This window comes from Pleomorphovibrio marinus (assembly GCF_003347495.1).
Taxonomy (GTDB): Bacteria; Bacteroidota; Bacteroidia; order Cytophagales; family Cyclobacteriaceae; genus Pleomorphovibrio; species Pleomorphovibrio marinus.
In genome coordinates, this window is record NZ_QCXY01000004.1 from 426,293 (window position 1) to 446,412 (window position 20,120).

At 44.8% G+C, this 20,120-nt stretch carries 19 protein-coding genes and 1 pseudogene; 18 read left to right on the top strand and 2 right to left on the bottom strand.

Annotated elements, in window-relative coordinates; genetic code table 11:
• Positions 1 to 30: 30 nt before the first annotated feature.
• The 7 genes from DB520_RS13340 to DB520_RS13370 all read left to right on the top strand — a co-directional run bounded on the left by DB520_RS13340 (position 31) and on the right by DB520_RS13370 (position 9,344).
• Entirely contained in the window at positions 31 to 2,400 is a 2,370-nt protein-coding gene (locus DB520_RS13340; RefSeq protein ID WP_114750309.1) for a glucuronyl esterase domain-containing protein, read from the top strand.
• On the top strand, positions 2,397 to 4,796 hold the full coding sequence (locus tag DB520_RS13345) for an alpha/beta hydrolase (protein ID WP_232834962.1): 2,400 nt from the start codon (positions 2,397 to 2,399) through the stop codon (positions 4,794 to 4,796). Before DB520_RS13340 ends, DB520_RS13345 begins: the two co-directional genes overlap by 4 nt.
• A 243-nt stretch (positions 4,797 to 5,039) precedes the next feature.
• Positions 5,040 to 7,151 (top strand): PVC-type heme-binding CxxCH protein, encoded by a 2,112-nt coding sequence (locus DB520_RS13350; protein WP_114750204.1) that lies wholly within the window; start codon positions 5,040 to 5,042, stop codon positions 7,149 to 7,151.
• Positions 7,144 to 7,482, top strand: a complete 339-nt coding sequence (locus tag DB520_RS13355) for a high-potential iron-sulfur protein (protein WP_114750205.1) — start codon at positions 7,144 to 7,146, stop codon at positions 7,480 to 7,482. Before DB520_RS13350 ends, DB520_RS13355 begins: the two co-directional genes overlap by 8 nt.
• 78 nt (positions 7,483 to 7,560) lie before the next feature.
• Entirely contained in the window at positions 7,561 to 7,767 is a 207-nt protein-coding gene (locus DB520_RS13360; protein WP_114750206.1) for a hypothetical protein, read from the top strand.
• A 42-nt stretch (positions 7,768 to 7,809) separates the two neighbouring features.
• A complete protein-coding gene (locus tag DB520_RS13365) occupies positions 7,810 to 8,163 on the top strand; it encodes a DUF805 domain-containing protein (protein ID WP_114750207.1) in 354 nt (117 codons plus the stop codon).
• Between the two features lie 62 nt (positions 8,164 to 8,225).
• Positions 8,226 to 9,344, top strand: a complete 1,119-nt coding sequence (locus tag DB520_RS13370) for a hypothetical protein (RefSeq protein WP_114750208.1) — start codon at positions 8,226 to 8,228, stop codon at positions 9,342 to 9,344.
• Positions 9,345 to 9,411: 67 nt separating this feature from the next.
• On the opposite strand, the gene DB520_RS13375 is transcribed toward DB520_RS13370, so the two are convergent.
• Both DB520_RS13375 and DB520_RS13380 read right to left on the bottom strand, forming a co-directional pair.
• Positions 9,412 to 10,278 carry a hypothetical protein gene (locus DB520_RS13375; RefSeq protein ID WP_114750209.1) on the bottom strand — a complete coding sequence of 289 codons (867 nt, stop codon included), beginning with the start codon at positions 10,276 to 10,278 and terminating at the stop codon, positions 9,412 to 9,414.
• Between the two features lie 93 nt (positions 10,279 to 10,371).
• The gene (locus DB520_RS13380; protein ID WP_114750210.1) at positions 10,372 to 12,015 is read right to left on the bottom strand and encodes a glycoside hydrolase family 88 protein; all 1,644 of its coding nucleotides are present in this window, start codon (positions 12,013 to 12,015) and stop codon (positions 10,372 to 10,374) included.
• A gap of 400 nt (positions 12,016 to 12,415) precedes the next feature.
• Here DB520_RS13380 and DB520_RS13385 point away from each other — a divergent pair, with 400 nt between their 5' ends.
• The 11 genes and pseudogenes from DB520_RS13385 to DB520_RS13430 all read left to right on the top strand — a co-directional run bounded on the left by DB520_RS13385 (position 12,416) and on the right by DB520_RS13430 (position 20,097).
• The gene (locus DB520_RS13385; protein ID WP_114750211.1) at positions 12,416 to 13,207 is read left to right on the top strand and encodes an SDR family NAD(P)-dependent oxidoreductase; all 792 of its coding nucleotides are present in this window, start codon (positions 12,416 to 12,418) and stop codon (positions 13,205 to 13,207) included.
• Entirely contained in the window at positions 13,200 to 14,081 is an 882-nt protein-coding gene (locus DB520_RS13390) for an ROK family protein (RefSeq protein ID WP_114750311.1), read from the top strand. Before DB520_RS13385 ends, DB520_RS13390 begins: the two co-directional genes overlap by 8 nt.
• Positions 14,082 to 14,111: 30 nt before the next feature.
• Complete coding sequence (locus DB520_RS13395) at positions 14,112 to 14,906, top strand: sugar isomerase domain-containing protein (protein WP_114750212.1); 795 nt, start codon at positions 14,112 to 14,114, stop codon at positions 14,904 to 14,906.
• Positions 14,903 to 16,288: an FAD-dependent oxidoreductase gene (locus DB520_RS13400; protein ID WP_114750213.1), complete on the top strand. Its 1,386-nt coding sequence runs from the start codon at positions 14,903 to 14,905 to the stop codon at positions 16,286 to 16,288. Before DB520_RS13395 ends, DB520_RS13400 begins: the two co-directional genes overlap by 4 nt.
• 2 nt (positions 16,289 to 16,290) lie before the next feature.
• Positions 16,291 to 17,235 carry a phosphotriesterase family protein gene (locus tag DB520_RS13405; protein WP_114750214.1) on the top strand — a complete coding sequence of 315 codons (945 nt, stop codon included), beginning with the start codon at positions 16,291 to 16,293 and terminating at the stop codon, positions 17,233 to 17,235.
• A 2-nt stretch (positions 17,236 to 17,237) separates the two neighbouring features.
• The gene (locus DB520_RS13410; protein ID WP_114750215.1) at positions 17,238 to 18,167 is read left to right on the top strand and encodes a hypothetical protein; all 930 of its coding nucleotides are present in this window, start codon (positions 17,238 to 17,240) and stop codon (positions 18,165 to 18,167) included.
• Between the two features lie 388 nt (positions 18,168 to 18,555).
• Complete coding sequence (locus tag DB520_RS13415; RefSeq protein WP_114750216.1) at positions 18,556 to 18,783, top strand: helix-turn-helix domain-containing protein; 228 nt, start codon at positions 18,556 to 18,558, stop codon at positions 18,781 to 18,783.
• Positions 18,780 to 19,102: pseudogene (locus tag DB520_RS27655) on the top strand (HipA N-terminal domain-containing protein). Before DB520_RS13415 ends, DB520_RS27655 begins: the two are co-directional and overlap by 4 nt.
• Before the next feature lie 202 nt (positions 19,103 to 19,304).
• The gene (locus DB520_RS27660) at positions 19,305 to 19,445 is read left to right on the top strand and encodes a hypothetical protein (protein WP_394340936.1); all 141 of its coding nucleotides are present in this window, start codon (positions 19,305 to 19,307) and stop codon (positions 19,443 to 19,445) included.
• On the top strand, positions 19,427 to 19,750 hold the full coding sequence (locus DB520_RS27045) for a hypothetical protein (RefSeq protein ID WP_198675334.1): 324 nt from the start codon (positions 19,427 to 19,429) through the stop codon (positions 19,748 to 19,750). Before DB520_RS27660 ends, DB520_RS27045 begins: the two co-directional genes overlap by 19 nt.
• Before the next feature lie 104 nt (positions 19,751 to 19,854).
• Entirely contained in the window at positions 19,855 to 20,097 is a 243-nt protein-coding gene (locus tag DB520_RS13430; RefSeq protein ID WP_114750217.1) for a UPF0175 family protein, read from the top strand.
• The last annotated feature ends 23 nt before the right edge of the window (positions 20,098 to 20,120 follow it).

A 20,120-nucleotide genomic window follows, 5' to 3' on the forward strand; every position in this document is an offset into this window, starting at 1 on the left:
CAAATGAATGGCAAATTAAAGCTTTTTTATATGCTTGCATGTATTCTGCTATCCGATAGCAGTTTTTGTCAGGAATTGTTGAAAGACCAAACAGAAAAGGAAAGAAGAGAATCCTATTTGGAGGAATTACTGGAGCTCAACCGACCCCACCCCACCCCTGGAGAGAGGCCCAGAAACGTGTTTTCCTCCTTTGAGCGGTTGAGTTTTGCCGATAGTACCTGGGATGCTTGGCTTCAGCGCACCGGAGAGCTGCCCCCGGATTTTAGCCAAATGCCTGCCATTCCCCTCTTGCCTAATCCCTTAATTTGGGACCAGGGTGGGGAGAACAGGCAAATAACTAACAGAAGCCTATGGATTAGACAAAGAGAGTGGATTAGTGAGCAGGTAAAACATTGGCTTTCGGGCACCTTCCCTGAACCTCCAGAAAATATCACCCCTACCGTCTTGGAAGAGCGTTTTGAGGAAGGAGTTAAGGTCCAACGTATAGCACTGAACTTTGGGGAACATCCAAAGGCAATTCTCACCATAGAGGTTTTCACCCCTCCTGGAGAGGGGCCATTTCCCGTGTTCATGAGTCAGTGGAACCATAGGGGGTGGGTACAAATTGCCGTAAGAAGGGGATATATGGGAGTAATTTATGCTGGAGCGGACACCTGGGACGACACCAAGCATTATCAGGAGGTATATCCGGAATACGATTGGACTGCCTTAATGACCAGGGCTTGGGGAGCGAGTAGAGCCGTGGATTATTTACACACATTGGAGGAGGTAAATACAGAACAGATTGCCCTTACGGGACATTCTCGAAATGCCAAATTGTCCTTGTTTGCGGCAGCATTTGACCCCAGATTTAAAGCAGTCATTAGCAGCAGCGGTGGCACTGGAGGCGAAATACCTTACAGGTTCACCGACGAAACCCACGAAAACGAATCTATTGATTTTCTGAATTCCATCCGGCCCCAATGGTTTCACCCCAGGCTACGGTTTTTCAATGGAAGGGAACACCAATTGCCCATAGACCAAAACTCACTCATGGCTCTGATAGCCCCCAATGCACTTCTTCTAAGTTCAAGTGTAAGGGAAGCCGGTGGTGGGGATCCCTGGGCCATAGAACAAAACTTCGAATCCTTGAGCGAGGTTTATGCCTTTTTAGGAGTACCTGACAGGCTTGGGTTAAGGCTCAGGGATGGAGGGCATGGTGTTTCTGCCAGGGACATTGAAGCCTACATGGATTGGTTGGACATACAATTTGACAGAAAAAAATTGCCATGGGAGAATAAACGTGTCTATCCCTACAGTTTCGATAGGTATAAAGAAAATTTTCCTGATCCCGTTTCTTTGGAAAGCTTTCCTGTGTATGAAAAGAACCCATTAAAAAAAATGGAGGAATTCAATTTGACAGTATGGACAGGCAAAAAGAAGGAAGTAAAGCATGCCCTGGAATGGCTATTGGGAGCAACCCCGCCTGGGATTTCACCCTTTCCGATTGAGGGGCTTAGTACTCGGAAGGATTATTTGGATCAATTAATCAACCGACCCAATCCCAGAAATGGTGTACGAAGAAACTTTGCCCCATATAATGCAATGGGAGATTATCAATATGCTGCCCTCTACCATCCTATTGACGAAGAAGGACAGATGAAATTACCTGCCTCCGGAAAACTCCCGGTGATGATTTGGACCCACAAGTACGTCAACACGGGTTTTGACAGTCACTTAACTAGGCTCTTCGAAAAGTTTTTGGAAAAGGGAATTGCGGTATTGACCATGGATATGATAGGCTATGGTAGCAGAATTGAAGAGGGAACCTTGTTTTACGAAAGGTACCCCGCTTGGTCGAAGGCTGGAAAGATGGTAGAGGACCTGAAAGCAGCTATTTATGGTCTTGAGGACTTGGATTTCATCAATAAGGACCAGATCTACCTTGGAGGTCATGCTCTGGGAGGCACCATTAGTTTGTTTACAGGAGCTTTGGAAGAAAAGGTGGCAGGCTTGGCGGTAGTTGCCGCCTTTACCCCCTGGAGAAGTGCCGCAAGTAATCCTGAAACCCTAGGTGCGAATGCCTACTCCCACCTTTATGGGTTGATCCCAAAGTTGGGTTTTTTCGAACATGAGGAAGACAGAATTCCTGTGGACTTTCCTGAAATCATCTCCAATATTGCCCCAAAACCTGTATTGGTTATTGCCCCTACCCTCGACCGACATGCGGACAAGGAACATGTAGAAGATGCTATAAAGGCTAGTGGGTCCATTTATTCCTTATATGGCCAAGAAAACCTACTTGAACTTTACCAGCCGAAACAGTATAACAGATTCACGGAGGAAATGGAAAATGTGTTGGTGGATTGGATACACCAAAAAACAAAAGTCATTCCCCAGCAACAGCAGGACAAACAATGAGAGCATCTAGGATCGACAGTAAATCAGTGGCAAAGGGTATTTTTACCGTTTGCCTTTTGCTGGTGTTTTGCCAGGGACTATTGGCACAAAACCCCACTTCGGATCAGCTTCTGTTATCGGTTTTTGATGTGGATGCCACTCCTCCAGTGGGATCCTTATTGGCCTATGATCCTATGGAAGGAAGTAATGATCTGGGCCTAAGGGCCAAGGGCTTGGTTCTACAAGGAAATGGACTACCCATAGTGCTTTGTGCCGTGGACTGGATAGGGATTGGCAACGACAGCCAGGTAGCCTTTAAAAACGAACTGGCCAAGGCAGTGGGAACTATTCCTGAGAGAGTGGCCATCCATACCGTTCACCAACATGATGCACCCATTAGCGATTTTGGTGCGGAAAAACTGTTGACAGACGCAGGCCTTTCCCCCGAAGCATTCGAAGGAGGATGGCAAAGGGAGTTTATCCAGAATTTGGCGCAGGCGGCAAAAAACTCCATGGCTCACAGGCAAGCAGTGACTCACTTGGGGAATGGAAAGGCAGAAGTAAAAAGGGTAGCCTCCAATAGAAGAATAGCTGGGCCGGATGGTAAAATCAAGTATTCCAGAACCTCTTCCACACGGGATCCAGACATTCGGGCATTTCCAGAGGGATTGATAGATCCGGAGCTTTCGCTAATCAGTTTTTGGAAGGAAGAAAAACCCTTGGCGGTATTGAGTTACTATGCGGTGCATCCCCAAAGTTACTACCTCACAAAAAAAGCCGATCCCGACTTTCCTGGCATTGCCAGATACATGCGGCAATTAACCGTACCGGAGGCCTTACATATCCATTTCAATGGGGCCGGGGGAAACATCACGGCAGGAAAATACAATGATGGTAGCAGGGAGAACAGGTTGGCACTTGCCAAAAGGCTGGAAGAGGGCATGGCAAGCGCTTGGGATAACACGGTAAAATCACCCCTTACCAAAAATGATGTGGATTGGAGGTATGAGCAGGTTTTCCTTCCCGTTAACGACAGGGTGGCACAGATTGCAGATGAAATGGCCGAAAAAGACCAACGTTGGTTGACCAATCATGTGCAAAGGCTCTCTTGGAAAAAAAGCAGGGATATGGGACAAAGTACACCTGTGTCCTGTTTGCATTTGGGTAATACTAGGATACTTCACCTTCCCGGGGAGCTATTTGTGGAATACCAGCTTTGGGCCAAAAACCTGGCTCCCAACCTCCAGGTAGCCATGGCTGCATATGGGGATTACGGTCCATTCTACATCGGCGATGCTTCTGCTTATGAGGCAGGGGGCTATGAGATACTTTCCAGCCCGACCAAAGCTGAGGCAGAGGGAATATTAAAAGAAGCAATGATGAGGTTACTTGAAGAGCAGCCTGCCATTGGCTACATTGACAAAACAAGATTATTTGGAAAGGATAAGGACTTCCCCTCCGACTTACCTACTTGGGAGCAATTTAGAGACGAGTGGAAAAAAGCCATGGAAACCTTTATGGGAGAGGTTCCAAAAGCAATAACAACTCTACCGACTTATACTATTTTGGATAGCCTTATTTCTGAAAAATTTGTGCGATACCACATTCAATATCCCTCGACCTCGGAGATGACCGTTCCTGCTTATCTCTATATACCAAAGCAGAAACTAAAGGAAAAGTTACCCGCTGTTTTGGCGCTACATTCCACCGGGGAATTGGGGAAAAAAATTGTGGATGGACAAAGTGAATTGGAAAACCGAGCCGTGGCAAGGGAGTTGGCGGAAAGGGGATATGTGGTATTGGCACCGGATTACCCCAGCTTTGGGGATTTAAAGGATCATGACTTTTCTACAGACGGTTTTGAGTCCGGAACCATGTTGGCCATATGGAACCATAAGCGAGGGATAGATCTACTACAATCCCTCCCCTATGTCGCCCCCGAATTAATTGGAACCATAGGCCATTCCCTTGGTGGACATAACGCCCTATTTCTTTCCGCTTTTGACCAGAGGGTTAAGGCCACTGTCAGCAGTTGTGGGTGGACACCCTTCTCCCACTATGATATTGGGGAGGAAGCCTCCCAAAGATATGGGGGGAGGCTTGGCCCATGGGCCCAAGAAAGGTATATGCCCAGAATCGGAAATCACCTAGAAGACGAGGAACTGCCCTTCGATTTTGTGCATATAATTGGGAGCATTGCTCCAAGGGCCCTATTTTCCAGTTCACCAAAAGGAGACAGCAATTTCAGTGTAGAGGGTGTGAAGGAGGTGGCCCCTCTGCTATCAGCCATCTATAGGTATTTTGGCAATCCAGAAAGTCTCAAGGTAGTCTATCCGGATGCCGGCCATGATTTTCCATCGGAAACCAGAGAAGCCGCTTATCACTTTTTAGACCAGCAGCTAGATTTTACCCGATAAATGGATAATTTAGAGGCTCAGCCCAATATCCAATGAAATCGAGCGTGACGAAAACGTCACACAGTGGGATGATTATCATGGCAAGATTCCCCCGAAGCAAGTTCGGGGCAGGGAGGGGCAGGCTATATGGCCGCTAAAAAGAAAATTTAAACACATGAAATGCCCATGAGAAAGTATTCTCACACAGGGGGATGATTAATCTGGGCATTCCATCTGACCGCTGAAAAAAAAAATTATAAACAGATGAAATATCTATTTTACTTAGTGGGTGTATCTCTCTTGTGCCATTGTGGTACACCTTCCAAATATCCTGAGGCTTTAAGTCCTGAAGCCTCCATGGCTACCTTCGAGCTCCATGAAGATTTCGAAATTGAGGTCTTTGCGTCGGAGCCCCATGTGTGGGATCCTGTAGATATAGTATTCGATGAAGATGGTGCAATCTATGTGGTGGAAATGCCCGATTATCCTTACCCTCCTGAAGAAGGAAAAGGTAAGGGACGCATTAAATTACTCAAAGACAGCAATGGAGATGGTAGGATTGATCATTCGCTGGTATTTGCTGAGGGGCTTCCAGATGCCACCAGTGTGCTACCTTGGAAGGGCGGTATTTTGGTGACTTCCGCACCGCATATTTTTTACCTTAAAGACACCGATGGGGATGGCAAGGCCGATAGCAAGGAAATCCTTTTTTCCGGATTCTTTGACAACAACTCTGAGGCACAAATCACCAATCTAAGATTTGGGGTGGATAACTGGATTTATGCCGCAAACAACGGACAGGCAGGTGAGGTAAGTTTTGCAAGGAAAACCGATGGTAAAACACTGGATACAAGGGGTGCGGATTTTAGGTTTCGATTGGATAGGGACAAATTTGAGTTGGAGAGTGGAACCGCTCAATTTGGACAGACCTTCGATGACTGGAACAACAAATTTTTCACCCAGAACACCCTACATATTCAACAAACGGTAATTCCTAGGCGATATCTGGAACGCCATGATGGCATGCCCTCCAAAAATGTAAACCATAATGTTTCGGATCATGATTTTACCATGTACCAGCTTACTCCTCCACCTTATTGGAGAGCAGAGAGAACCCGCAGAAGAAACATTCAATATGAGGAACAAGGCCTTGATCGTGTAGAGCATGCTGACAAGTATTTCACCGGTGCATCAGGAGGGACTTATTATTATGGGGACGCATTTGGAGAGGACTATTACGGCCATATATTCACCGGGGATGTAGCTGGCAACCTCATACACCGGGACATTATCCGGAGAAGCGAAGATGGGAGTAGTTTTGTTGCTTCCAGGCCTGAGGATGAAAAGGACAGGGAATTTCTGGCCTCCACCGACCCCTGGTTTAGACCAGTGGGATTCACCGTAGGCCCTGATGGGTATCTTTATGTTGTGGACTTTTACAGGCAGCATATCGAAACCCCCGTTTCCATTCCAGAGGACCTTAAAGAGGACATGGATTTTATGCATGGAGAAGAGCATGGAAGAATCTATAGAATTAAACCCAAGAGGGAAAATAAAGCGAGGAGTTTGGCGGTAAACCTTTCTTCGGCCTCCCCTGAGGAGTTGATCAGTTTGCTTGCCCATCCCAACGGATGGTACCGGCTACAGGCTCAGCGCCTCTTGGTGGAAACCCCTAAAAAGGAGTTGTTAGGAGAAGTCATTTCCATTTCGCAAAAACATGAGGATGCCAGGGCAAGATTGCACGCTGCCTATGTGGTAGAGGCATGGGAAGGGCTAAGCCCGGGATTTGTAGGTGAACTATTGGAAGATAACCATCCAGAAGTGAGAAGGCATGCATTGATGCTAGCCGAGCAATTCCCTTCCTTGAAACAAAAAATCGTAAAAGCCACAAATGATACCGATGCATCAGTGGTTTTTCAGGCCGCCCTTAGCCTTGGTAATTTCCAGGACAGGGAATCAACACAACTGCTCGCCAAATTACTTCATGAGTCCGGGGACTCTAAGTGGTTCCGAATGGCAGTGCTAAGTTCCCCGGCTAGCCTGGAAGAAGGCATGCTCATTTCCCTATTGGAAACAGGCTTCTTTGAAAGCGATGAGGCTTGGAAGCAAGAATTCACCAAGGACTTGGCGTTGGCCTATGGACAAATTGGTAATCCCGACAAAATTAACCAGCTCATCGGCTTTTTTGAATCGCAGCATACACTTAGTTGGTCAATAGCCATTCGGGAAGGCTTGATAAAAGGGCTACAAACGCACCAAGGGGAAAATGAAGCCTTAAAGGCAGTATTGGAGCAATGGAAGAGTCAACCCGAAAAAACCGCACATGATTTGAGTGAAAATCTATTGGCAGCCCTGAAAACATCTAAAAATGAATAGAAGAGTCACTATTAAGAGGTTGCTGAACTGCTTTCTCGCATTAGGTTCCGCAAAGATGCTATATGCATGCACTGGTAAAGATGCTGAATATGACCTAGCAAATGCGGAGCATTGTGGGGATTTGGAAGGATTGGACGAAGTAGAAATTTCAAAGAGGAAACAATTGGGATATACCGAAGAGACTCCCATTGAGGAGAATATCTGCGGAAACTGCCAACTCTACCTTCCCCCGAAGCAGGATGCAAATTGTGGGGGTTGCCAACTTTTTAAAGGCCCTGTGTATGAAGAGGCTTACTGCACCTATTGGGCACCAAGGGTGAGCAATGCCTAAATGCCTAATAAAAAAACGGAAAAATCCAAACGAATGTGATGCGAGATTAGTTGTTTAGGTAAAGAACCGCTTAAACCAATGAAAAATTACCTCATTCCTGTATTTGTAGCAACAGGATTCTTGCTTATTTACATCACAGCAATCTTTGTTAACCTAAACACGGCGATTATCCTGTTTTTGTTTTCCTTGTCTCCATTAATACTAATTTGGATGGTATTCAAGGTGCTCAAAGCGGAGGTGGAAACCCCCTTTACATTTGATGATAGATGGTATGAGGATCAGTAATAGGTGGTATTCCATCCACTTTCACCATTAAACTCGATAGTCATGTCTACGATATTCTCACCAAAAGGAAGAATTACCCGAAGAAAATACCTAACCCTTTTTATTGTTTTTTATTTTATCAATTTGCTCTGTCTACTTAAAATGTATGAGGCATATGTGATAGAAAAGCATGTGGAATTCTTTGTTTTCGGTATCATTCTAATAACTACAATCGTACTACTGCTCGTTCAGGCAATCAAAAGAATGCATGATATAGGCTTGGATTGGAGATATGTGCTATATCTTCTTATTCCACCACCTGTAAATCTTATTGGTTTTGTTTGGCTTGCAGCAAAAAAAGGCCAGGAGGGAGAAAACGAGTACGGTAAGGATCCAAGAAAGACAGATGCCTTCTGATTTCTTTTATTTTTTTTATTGAGGGGACCTGCCTAATTTTAGCACCTAAATGTATTGGAACCATGCTGAAATCACCTACCCTTTTCCCCTTTTTCCTATTGTTGCTACTTGGACTGGCGTATTGCAATCCAGCAGAAAGAAAGGGGAATGGACTAGAATATGAATTGATAAAACTTGATTCCTTTCAGGTAAGCCATACGGGAGAGTTACATGGTATTACATTTCATGACAATGAAGGCATTCTTTATAACTTTAGGAAAGGGTCCTTTATACGGTTTAATGTGGAAGGCGAAATCCTTCACGAAAAAGAAATCCCTGTTGAAGGTGCAAATAGCATATCCTATGTGGGAGGGTTGAAAATGACTTCGGATGGTCTTACCTACCTGCAAAGTTTAAAAGGAGAAATAGGGATACTGGATGAAGAACTCAACCTGATCAAAAAAATACAAATGCCCTTTGCCCCGTCCCTATCCGACCTTAGGAGCAATGTGAAGAGCATGGATGTGGCTGAGGATAAAGTGTATGTGTATTTTCCGGGAAGGGATGGCACCAACCCCTATGAAAAGGGGTTTTTTAAGAAAAACCATCTTCTGGAGAGAGTGGATATGAACACAGGGGAATCCCTCCCATTTTTGCGCTTAGCAGAAATGAGCAAATATCAAGAGGACCTTTATTTTGAGCACCCCTTTGTGTTCCTTTCCATTCATGATGATAAATTGCATTTTGCCTTTGACAATGAGCCCATCATTTTTGTCTACCTATTAGAGGATGGGGCTTTTTTGGAAGCCATCCCGCTTGAGGCATCTACCTTTATCGAGTTAGAAGGACAATTTTTACCCCTGGATCAAAACAAATTAAAAATCGCCGGTATGATTGACGGTTTATATGCTTTTGAAAATGGGTTCGCAGTAAATTACATAGAAGGGATAAGCGAAAACACATTTCTTGAAAATCAAGGTAATGATCCCTCCCTTTATACAAACCTTCAAAACCACATCCTTAAAGTCTATAATGATGAAAAAGGCTGGTCCAATGAAATAATCCTTCCCAAGGACATCTCCTACCTGCTCGACTTTAATTCCCCAGAGGAGGAATTCTATGCTTTGAAAAATGAGGGTCGTTTGGAGGAAAACCGCTCCACACTAACTTTCTATAAAATGAAGCTTTCAAAGCTTAAATAAAAGCAATATTCCCCTTGCCTTTGAAAATCCATCTAGCCTTATATGCTTTTGGGAAAATCAACACTAATCAATCTACCGGCTTGGCATACCGGATATGAATCCCACTTTGTTGGCTGAACCTCGCTTCATCACCCCAGCTCGAATATAGGAATATATTCAGGTCATAGTTTTCATAATAGGTTTTCGCCAATTCAACCACAGTTCTCAAGTCCGCTGTAAGCTTGTATAACAGCCCTACGGAAAAATTATCCGGTTCCCAACTTTCATTTCGTGCACCACCATCCTCCCCTAGCATCAAATGACGATAGGGGTAATCCGGAATACTAGTTTCCACCAACCCAAGGTTTGCCAGTTCCGATTTAAATTTTTCTACTACCTGAAGGTTTTCAGCCCCCTTAAAAACCACACTTCCCATCAACAACTGTTTAGGTATTGGATACACTTCGGTAATAGAAGAGGACAAATGGGGGTTATCTGGAATTTCGAGTGTGGTGGTAGTTGCTCCGATGTATAAATTGCCCTCTTGAGAAAAATAGGGGGTAACTACCCTGAGCTTATATCGACTTTCAGTCAGCCAGGTGTCAGGGATCTCTACCAAACCATGCGATTGACATAATCCCTGAAGGGCAGCCGGAGTAGGCATGGGAAACCAAGGACATTTGCCCCTATCTTCTACTCTCGCTAAGGTTATCGTAATGGTATTCCCCTTAATTTTTGGTATAAACACAAGGTTATATTGATTTTCAAGATGATTAGAATAACTGAAAGAAAACCTATAGCTCCTTCCCTCGGTACCAAATATAGAATGGTCCCAATAAATCAGCAATCCGTCCATTCTGGGAATACCAAAGTGCTCTTCCCTTTCGCATCCAGAAAATAAGGGAATACATAACAGCAACAGGACTTTTACGTACCTCCTATACTGTACAAACATTGCAAACGAAATGCTTTCCACTAATCAGAAATTAAACCTGTTTAAAATCTAGACGAAATCGCTCACCTATTTGTCCCAGAAAAAACAAAAAAACTAAAAACCCCTTCTCACCTCGATATGAACAGGCTCATTAATTGCCGCATTTACGGGTATCCCCTCGCGCAAAGCAGAGCCGCTTAACCGCTTTTTCTCCCCAGTATTGATAAAGATCAGATCATAGAGTTCCTCATTCTCCACCGTAAACCACTCGGGCAACTGATTGATTCTTGGATAATCCATGGGCAGGTTAAAAATCTCACTATGCCTTGGAAAATCAAAGGCCAACCTACCTTCCCACGCTTCCTCGGGGAATATCGCAATCTTTATTCCCCTATCTGTGGCCATCGCTCCATGATATACCTTTTCGCTCCAGGGATGTAAAGTGGTTCCTTGCGTTTTCCACAAACTATACATGATACTTGTCCTGGCAAAATTACCATCCCCATGCCAACCTTCAATAATCCCTGTTCCCCTATACGCCTCTGTCCCACTCCTATGGGCAGAGTCCTGCATCGACCACATGACTTGAATTTCACTGTTTATCCACTCCTCAGCTTGCCGGACCGGTTCCCTATTATAGAGATTCAAGGCACTTTCTATGGCATCCGCATACCCATCCGCACTGCCCCTCTCCCAGTCGTAGTACTCATAGTTATGTAGATGGTCAAAGGCATGCAATAATGCTTCTCTGTACCTTTCCACACTATCCAGCATATACACGGAATAATAGCCATTATAGGTATATCCCCAAGTATCGGCTATGCCCTCATCCAGGATTTCCCCAGTGATGGGGTTTATTTGGTTGTAAAATAGCCCATGTTCATTGGTGCCTACCTCCAAGATCCTATCCAGCATTTCCATCATGGGGGCTTTATAGGCCTCCCTTTTTTCAGGGTTTGCAAAGGCGGTGCTTACATACACCTCGCATAGTCCTGAAACGATTTCGCAACCATGATCCCTTAACCTCAAAAGTTCCTGATCCCTGCTGGGATGGTTCTCCCCCAGAAGGTAAAAGTCTGCCAACCTGATGGCCCAATCCAGGTATTTTTGTTCCCCGGTCATCCAATATACCCTGGAAAGGGCCTGCATCAGCTCCCCATTTACTTCCACGTTATAAGATGGAATATCTCCAAATGGGGTGGATTTATCGGCATGTTTCCAGATATCATCCAAAAGGTCAATCATCCTAGCTGACCAGGCTGTTTCCCCTATATATTCTGTTAGGGGCAAAAGGCCGTCTTTGATATATTCCGATGCCCCAAAAATGATCTCCTCCTTATCAATGGTCTCCCTTACAAAATCCTGCTTGGAAAATGACCAGTCGTCCGGCAATCGGTCCAAACGATTGGTTAAGGTTTGTTCTGTCTTGAGAATTTCCCTCATCTTTCCCTCGTACAATTCTCTGTCTAAGATTGCGGCTGTCAAAACCATAAAGGGATAATTATCTGCTGCGGCATCTTTTGCATTCCACAAATCCTTGGACTCCTTAAGATTTCTGGGAATTAAACCAGTCTCCGGATCCTGATGATCCAGCCAAGCCTTTACAAAATCCATGCACCTTCTGTATCCTTCTTGTGCCAAATAGCCATTCTCCAGGGCTATTTGAAAGTCTGGATCTTTTTCCTCTTCCACGGAACCACAGCTTGAAAGCAATAAACAAAGGGCAAACCCCAACAAGGAAAAGCGATTAACTAACATTGGCTGAATTTAGGATGATTAAATAAGCAAAATGACATTTGCCATTTTGTAGCTAATTAAAAATGAAAATAAGAAAAAGCCAGAAAACTTCAAAGCCATCCAAGATTTTGGATGGCTTTGGTAAAATAATAGTTGGTTTAATCGTTTTTTTGATGCTCTCGCAGTTTTTTTATTTCTTATGCAAAACCCAAGAAGACAGAAAACTAAAGTTGATGCAGTGAATGTGAATGAATCATATGTAGTTGAACGGTGTTTATTTTGTTTTGTTTAATAAATATGTAATTATATTAAACAATTTTTTATTTAAAGTCGAGAATAACCACTCTTCCCTCACTCACACCTCTTTGATTTTTTTTCCTTATCTTCAATTTTAAAATGGCAATGCATTAAACCCATATCCATGCTGAAAGGCAAAAATATTGTTATCATAGGTGGAACAAGCGGAATTGGACTTGCCGCAGCTAAAAAAATGATAGACCATGGCGCAAAAGTACTGGTAACGGGAAAAGAGGATGCCGAAGCCACCAAAGCCGAAAGAGAAATAAAAAAGAATGGAAAGGTGCTTTTAGTGGATGCAAGGGAAGAGGGAACCGCTGAAAAAGCCATCGAAGAATGCGAACACACTTTTGGAGCAATGAAGGGGCTATTTCATGTGGCAGGGGGAAGTGGAAGAAAGTTTGGAGACGGTCCCTTGGATAGACTATCGCTGGAGGGATGGGAATACACACTTAGTCTCAACCTTACTTCGGTGATGCTATCCAACAGAGCTGCCATAAGGTATTTTTTAGAAAAGAAAACCCCGGGTGCCCTGCTAAACCTTGGCAGTGTCCTGGGTAGTCACCCCTCCCCGGCCTATTTTGCCACCCACGCTTATGCGACCTCCAAAGCAGCTATTGAAGGTTTCAGTACTTCCATTGCTGCCTATTATGCCAGCCACAATATCCGCGTGAATGTAATTACACCAGGCTTAGTGGCTACCCCCATGGCCCAAAGGGCGGCTACTGACCCTATCATTCAATCATTTATAAAAAGCAAACAGCCCCTGGATCAGGGTAGAATGGGTGCCCCAGAGGATGTCAGTGCATTAGCCTGTCTTTTGCTTTCCGATCAATCCCAATTTATCACAGGACAGTGCATAGCCGTTGACGGTGGATGGAGTGTCAGTGAAGGTCAATATCAAGGAGATGTATAAGCTAGGAATTGATATAGGAGGAACCAATGTGAAAGGAATAGCCCTTGGTGAGGAAAATGACGTAATCTTCAAAACCAAGCTACCCACTAGGGATACAGGTGATGAGGAATGGAAGAAGAAGGTGGATGAAGTGTTTCTATTGCTCAAGGAGAAAGTAGGCTTGCCTTTCAGTTTAGGAATATCCGCACCTGGTTTAGCGGATCCCCACAATACCTCCATCCTTCATATGCCCGGTAGGCTCAAGGGGCTAACTGATTTGGATTGGGGAAATTATCTTGGAACGCCCTGCAAGGTGCTGAATGACGCCCATGCCGCTACCCTGGCAGAATATCATTTTGGGGTGGGAAAGGGTAGTAAACACCTTATAATGCTTACTCTGGGAACTGGGGTAGGCGGAGGGCTTATTATAGACGGACAATTGCATCAGGGGGAATTGGGAAGGGCGGGTCATCTAGGCCATATTGCTGTGCGACGAAGCGATTCCTTAGACATTACCGGAACTCCGGGTAGTCTGGAAGATGCGGTGGGCAATGCAAGCATCGTGGCTAGATCCTTTGGTATATATACCCAAAACGAACAGGTATTCAAAGATTACCAAGAAGGAAAAACCATAGCTACCTACCTTTGGCTCAATATGGTAAGGGATTTGGCTGCAGCGCTGGCTTCACTAGTAAATGTGTTTTCTCCGGAAATGATTATATTGGGTGGTGGTATGGCCCAGGCAAAGGAAGGCCTGCTCCTGCCATTGGGGAATTTCATGGACGTTTTTGAGTGGCAACCCTCCGGACATAAAACGCCAATACTCCTTGCGACCCAAGGTGCATATGCCGGAGCCCTTGGTGCAGCCATTTTCAGTTCTCTTAAGAACAAATAAAACCATCAATCCTAACATAAAAAATTAAATATGGCTACACCCATAGAACAATACCTTTCAAAATGTGAAGAAATAACGGCTAAAATCTCCGCACAAAAGGAAGCCATTCATCAAGCCGCTACCTGGTTTGCGGACTCCATTATCTCGGGCAGGGTGGTCCACGTATTTGGGTCAGGACATAGCAGGATCATGGTGGAGGAAATGTGGCCAAGGTACGGGTCCTTTCCGGGCTTCAACCCTATCGTTGAGCTATCATTGACTTTTCATAATTTGGTAGTTGGCGCAAATGGGCAGCGCCAGGCCATGTTTTTGGAAAATGTGCCGGGACTTGCCCCAAGAATCCTGAGAAATTTCAGGTTATCGGATAAAGATACCGCATTGATCATCTCCTCCAGCGGTTGCAATATCGTCCCCGTAGAAATGGCGGAATGTTTTCAAGAACACGGAATAAAGGTAGTGGCTTTGGTGACCAAAGACCACTGCTCCAGCAGCCAAAGCAAACGGGAAGACGGAAAAAAACTGACCGATTTTGCAGATCTTGTATTGGACACAGGGGCTCCTACTGGGGATGCAATGGTCAAGGTAGAAGGGTTGGAAACACCGGTAGCTCCAGGATCCACGGTGGGTGGTGCCATGATGGTCAATTGCATAAAAGCCACCCTTGCCGACCTGCTCACACAAAGAGGACATCCCCCAAAGGTGTTGACAGGTGCCGCTGTGGTAGGGGCCGAGCGGTCAGCAGCCCTTTTTGAAAGTGCCTATGACGAACATGCACAGCGGCTTTCCGCATTATTTTATCAGGTAGAGAAAAGCCATCAGTTATGAGTACATTTATCAATGCAAGCACTATCCCCTTATTGGCAGAAGTGGACATTTTGGTAATCGGGGCCGGTTCGGCAGGAAGTGTGGCAGCCATTACAGCGGGCTACTACCATAAGGGTAAAGTGATGCTGATCGAAAGGTATGGGTTTCCTGGTGGAACCTCCACGCAGATGTTGGATACCTTCTATGGTTTTTTCACTCCCGGTGAAACTCCCAAAAAGATAGTGGGAGGTGTTCCCGACACGGTGGTGAACCGACTTAAGGTAACCGGGGACATCTTTCTCAGGCCCAATACCTATGGTGCAGGCACCGGTATCAATTATAACCCAGAGCGACTTAAATTGGTTTGGGACCAACTTATAGAAGAAGCAGGGATTAAGTACCTGCTGCACACCACTCTGGTGGAAGTTCAGCCGGGAGAGGCTGAGGGTATTCACACCTGCGTGATATATAATAAGGGTGGATTTTTCAAAATCAAAGCTAAAAGGGTAATCGATGCCAGCGGAGACGCTGACTTCTGCAAGCAGGCTGGACATGAATTTGAGTTGGCCGGAGAAAAAGAACCTGCCCAAAGCATGACCACTACCTTTCGCATGTCCAATGTGGACTTGGAGGCCTATCAAAAAGCCGGGGGAAAAAAGATGTTGATGGAAAAAATGGAATCAGCCGTAGGCTCAGGCAGGCACCCCTTACCCCGAAAACAGGGATCGGCACATGAGATGGTACAGGCCATGTGCATCTCTACCGTGGCAGTTAAGGTCACCGATCTCAGGGCAGACCGCGCCGAGGAATTTACTCAGGCCGAAATTGAGGGGAGAAGACAAGCATTCATTTACGAAAAATTTTTCAGGGAGGAAGTGCCCGGTTATGAAAATGCCAAAATCATAGGCCTTTCCCACCAAATAGGCGTGAGGGAAACCAGAAGGGTATATGGGATGGAAAGGCTTTCCAGGGAAGATTGCTTAAGCGGTAAAATACCCCAAACCAGTATTTTACTTTGTGGTGCACCAATAGAGGACCATAAAAAATCCGAGGACGGAGGTTCAGAAACCGTGTGGGAATACATACCTGGAGATGGTGTATATGGGGTTCCTTACGGGACCATAGTGCCACAAAAAAGCCAGATCACTTGGGTGGTGGGCAGGTGTTTTTCCGCCACCCATGATGCCCATGCCTCCTGCAGGTCCATGGGACAAACCATGTCCATGGGGCAAGCTGCCGGATTGGCGGCTTGCATAAGCCTTGATGATAACCTTTCAGCCCCGGAAATACCTGTTGCCAAATTGCAAGACAAACTGCAAGAACTGGGGGCTATATTACAGGTGCCAATGGAAAAAGCAGACACCAGCAGAAACGGCTGGTCTAACAACCTAAAAAACCTATAACCATGAATCCTTTTTTCAGGACCGTTTTGGGGGATCTCCCCACCGACAAAATGGGAGTCACTTATGCGCATGAGCATATCATCATAGAGGAGAGTTTTCCCACCACACAAAACCCTGAATTTCTACTAAATGAGGTGACCAAAGTGAGTGAAGAACTAAGTGAGGTATATGCCGCTGGCGGCAGAACCATGGTGGATACCATGCCTGCCAACTGTGGCAGAAATGTGGAGAAATTAGCCGCCGTTTCACGGCGATCCGGCATACAAATCATTGCGCCCACAGGTATTCATTTGGAAATTTACTATCCCTCCCAGCACTGGAGGTACAGCTATGACGAGGAGCAACTTGCCGGCTTATTTATAGCTGATATCGAAGAGGGCATAGATCGGTATGATTATACCGGGCCCATAGTGGAAAGAACAGGGCATAAAGCCGGAATGATCAAGCTGGCTACAGGTGATGAGGCCATCTCCGCCCATCAGAAAAAAATCTTTAAAGCAGTCACCGCTGCCCATCGTAAGACAGGGGCACCCATCCTTACCCACACCAACTTTGGAAACCAGGCCATGGAACAGGTGGAGCTTTTCTCTAAATACGGTGCAGATTTGGAACATGTGGTGCTTTCACATGTGGACAGAAAATATGATCTCTCCTATCATAGGGACTTGCTACAAACAGGAGTAAGGGTAGAATACGATAGTGCCTTTAGATGGAAGGAAACCAACTATACCTATATGCTGCTGGAAAAGTTACTGCCAGAATTCCCCGATCAAATCACTGTGGGCATGGATGCCGCCAAGCATACCTATTGGAAAAGCTATGGCGGAAAACCTGGCTTGGACTTCCTGCTGACCACTTTCGTGGAGAAGCTGGAAGAATTGGGGTTGAAATCCTATTTTGAGCACCTTTTTATAAAAAACCCATCCCGCCTTTACGCCTTTAAATAGCTATGAAGATATCACTACTACTTGTTCTTGCCCTGTTTCTTTTTATTACCCAGGCTGACCTTTATGCAGGGGTGGAAATTGTGGATTATAGGGGTTGGAGGGGATGCTACCGCCTATTTAACCAAAACACAGAAGTGATAATCAACCCGCATACAGGTGCAAGAGTCATGGTTTTTGCCCATAAGGGCCAAAATATCATCCATGAAAACCCCGATCAGGACGGAACAAACTTTGAAGAGTGGAAAGAATCCCCTTTTGACCCGGATGGGGGCAGGTTGGACTATGGCCCTGAAATGGAAACCAGACGTATTCATGCCCTTACCTGGATGGGGCCATGGGAGGTGGAGGTCACAGGGGCCTTTTCCCTGCGAATGAACAGTACCAGCGACCAGAAATTGGGTTTGGTGTCTCAGCGCATATTTAGCTTAGACCCCGGTACGGGGAAGTTAACGATTACCCAGATTGGGGAAAATATAAGTGCAGACACCCTGGTAAGGCATTTTTGGGGCAGGACGCTGGTAAAGCCGGGAGGCATTATGATGCTACCCTTAGCTACCGAAAACAGCCGGTTTGAGCAGGGTGTAGGGAAATTTGCCTGGAACCCCAACCGCATCGAAGAAAACCCTGAAGAGGACGAAAGATTATGGATCAAAGGAGGCATCCTTCATTTTCATGCCATAGGAAGCACGTATAAAGCAGGCACAGATGCCAAAGCCGGATGGATGTCCTATCAGCTGGGGCAGCTTAGAATGGTGAAACGATTCCCCGTGTTTGCGGAGGCCAGCTATGAAGGAAGTGAGCATATGACGGGTATATTTTATAGCAACGGGCGCTTTGCGGAGATGGAACCCTGTGGCCCCACCCGAAAACTGGCACCGGGGGAATCCTTCAGTTTCACTGAGGAGTGGGAGTTGGAGGTATTGGCAAATTAAACCAGGGGGTCCTATTAAAAAGGCAAGTGAAAAATGTGGAAATTGCTGCTATTCGGGATTTGCAATCCCGACCTCAGACAATAAGGATTTGCAATCCTTTTCACTTCCCCAATAATTCCCAAAAATCAGACACAAAAAGGAAATACACCGTGCCACTTTAAACAGGCGGATTTCAAATCTGCTTTATCTTTTCTCGAAATCGAGCCTGCCTGACGGAAGTCAGGTATAGGCTTCCCAAATCGTTTTTTTATGAAATAGCGCATCATTATACACTTTTAAATAATTTTTGGTTAAAAACACTGTCATCTTCAGCAATTAGGGCCTTATAAGGTATTTTATGTTGGTATTTAAGTAAAAACGTGTATTTTGCATAAAAAGGGGCTGGATAATGCACTTTGACGAATTAATTAAAATGATAAAGGAGCGTAGAAAATCACTACGTGTTACCCAGGAATCCTTAGCCCAACTTTCAGGTGTAGGCTTAAGGACCTTAAAACAGTTTGAAAGTGGCAAAGGAAACCCAACCCTTTTTACCTTGCAAAAAATAGCAGATGTGTTGGGATTTGAACTTAGTTTAAGACTCAAAAATGTATCAGGTAAAACTGCCAATAAATGAGACGGGCAAAAGTACTCTACAAGGAAGAAGAAGCAGGAGTCTTGACACAACGTGATGATGGTACATTCTCCTTCAGGTATACAGATACCTGGTTGGGGATAAAAGCAATCCAGCCATTAGTCTTACGATGCCCAAGAGTATAACTGAGCACCATTCCAGTTATTTGTTCCCATTTTTTTATAACATGCTACCAGAAGGCTCAAACAAACAAACGGTGTGTAAACTCAACAGGATTGACCAATCGGATGATTTCGGTATACTGATGACATGCGCAAAACACGATAGTATTGGTGCTGTTCGGGTTCAGAAAATAGACTGATTATGGGTTATCCTGAAATCACGCATTGCCCCGGTACTTTATCAAAAGGTTTTAATACCTATAGCAGGACCTGCTTGAATAGGGTTTTTTTCGGTAAAGTTGTATCCCCTATTTTACCTTACGATTCACCAAGCTCGAACCCTGATATGAATGAACTTTTTGAACAAAGCAGAAGGTGAGTTATCTTCAGCTATTTCAGGTGATGCAAACTCATTTGCCCACCTATAAAGTAGAGGCACCCAAACTATTCAAATCCTTGGTTTTTAATTACTTATTTTCAAATGGAGATGCTCACTTTAAGAAATTCTCCCTACTGGAAACCCTATGGGTGATTTTAGGCTAAGTCCGGCCTATGACCTGTTAAATAGTCGTATCCATATAGAGGATAAGGATTTTGCTTTAGACGAGGGGTTGTTGCCTAAGCACTTAGCTCAAGGGAAAATTAGGGTTCCATTATCTAAACTTGCAGAACTTGCCGAAATACCCGAGAAGGTCTATCAGGATATTATGAGCAAAATGGTGTCAAAATCCGATGTTGTTTTTAAAATGATCACCGCCTCGTTTCTTTCTGATACTACCAAAAAAAACTATTGGCAGTCCTATAATGCTCGGTTGAACCAACTTTTAAAAAACTCAGAACGTATGTGACACAATTGACGTTAAAATATATACTTGATTATCTTGAGCCTATTAGATCAAGCCTGCCTGGCGGCAGTCAGGTGTGACACCGTCGAAAAGAAAAATATAAACAAATGAAAACCATAACGATAGATTTACCAAGTACAATAGATTTAGATGATAAAGAAGCTAGAATGGTTTTGGCATCTAAATTATATGAAATGGGAAAACTTACTCTGGGTCAAGCAGCAGAATTAGCCGGCTATTCAAAAGAAGCGTTCATGGTACTGCTAGGTGATTATGGCGTTTCGATTTTTAACTATTCCCCTGAAGAACTTGACGAAGACATAAAGAATGTCGAAGATAATAGTCTCTGAAAAATTGATAAAAAATGTACTCC

Coding starts and splice junctions, on each gene's coding strand:
- DB520_RS27660 (WP_394340936.1), top strand. CDS start 19,305: ATGCAAACTCATTTGCCCACCTATAAAGTAGAGGCACCCAAACTATTC.
- DB520_RS13365 (WP_114750207.1), top strand. CDS start 7,810: ATGTCTACGATATTCTCACCAAAAGGAAGAATTACCCGAAGAAAATAC.
- DB520_RS13395 (WP_114750212.1), top strand. CDS start 14,112: ATGGCTACACCCATAGAACAATACCTTTCAAAATGTGAAGAAATAACG.
- DB520_RS13360 (WP_114750206.1), top strand. CDS start 7,561: ATGAAAAATTACCTCATTCCTGTATTTGTAGCAACAGGATTCTTGCTT.
- DB520_RS13405 (WP_114750214.1), top strand. CDS start 16,291: ATGAATCCTTTTTTCAGGACCGTTTTGGGGGATCTCCCCACCGACAAA.
- DB520_RS27045 (WP_198675334.1), top strand. CDS start 19,427: ATGGGTGATTTTAGGCTAAGTCCGGCCTATGACCTGTTAAATAGTCGT.
- DB520_RS13400 (WP_114750213.1), top strand. CDS start 14,903: ATGAGTACATTTATCAATGCAAGCACTATCCCCTTATTGGCAGAAGTG.
- DB520_RS13430 (WP_114750217.1), top strand. CDS start 19,855: ATGAAAACCATAACGATAGATTTACCAAGTACAATAGATTTAGATGAT.
- DB520_RS13380 (WP_114750210.1), bottom strand. CDS start 12,015: ATGTTAGTTAATCGCTTTTCCTTGTTGGGGTTTGCCCTTTGTTTATTG.
- DB520_RS13385 (WP_114750211.1), top strand. CDS start 12,416: ATGCTGAAAGGCAAAAATATTGTTATCATAGGTGGAACAAGCGGAATT.
- DB520_RS13410 (WP_114750215.1), top strand. CDS start 17,238: ATGAAGATATCACTACTACTTGTTCTTGCCCTGTTTCTTTTTATTACC.
- DB520_RS13350 (WP_114750204.1), top strand. CDS start 5,040: ATGAAATATCTATTTTACTTAGTGGGTGTATCTCTCTTGTGCCATTGT.
- DB520_RS13390 (WP_114750311.1), top strand. CDS start 13,200: ATGTATAAGCTAGGAATTGATATAGGAGGAACCAATGTGAAAGGAATA.
- DB520_RS13370 (WP_114750208.1), top strand. CDS start 8,226: ATGCTGAAATCACCTACCCTTTTCCCCTTTTTCCTATTGTTGCTACTT.
- DB520_RS13340 (WP_114750309.1), top strand. CDS start 31: ATGCTTGCATGTATTCTGCTATCCGATAGCAGTTTTTGTCAGGAATTG.
- DB520_RS13375 (WP_114750209.1), bottom strand. CDS start 10,278: ATGTTTGTACAGTATAGGAGGTACGTAAAAGTCCTGTTGCTGTTATGT.
- DB520_RS13415 (WP_114750216.1), top strand. CDS start 18,556: ATGCACTTTGACGAATTAATTAAAATGATAAAGGAGCGTAGAAAATCA.
- DB520_RS13345 (WP_232834962.1), top strand. CDS start 2,397: ATGAGAGCATCTAGGATCGACAGTAAATCAGTGGCAAAGGGTATTTTT.
- DB520_RS13355 (WP_114750205.1), top strand. CDS start 7,144: ATGAATAGAAGAGTCACTATTAAGAGGTTGCTGAACTGCTTTCTCGCA.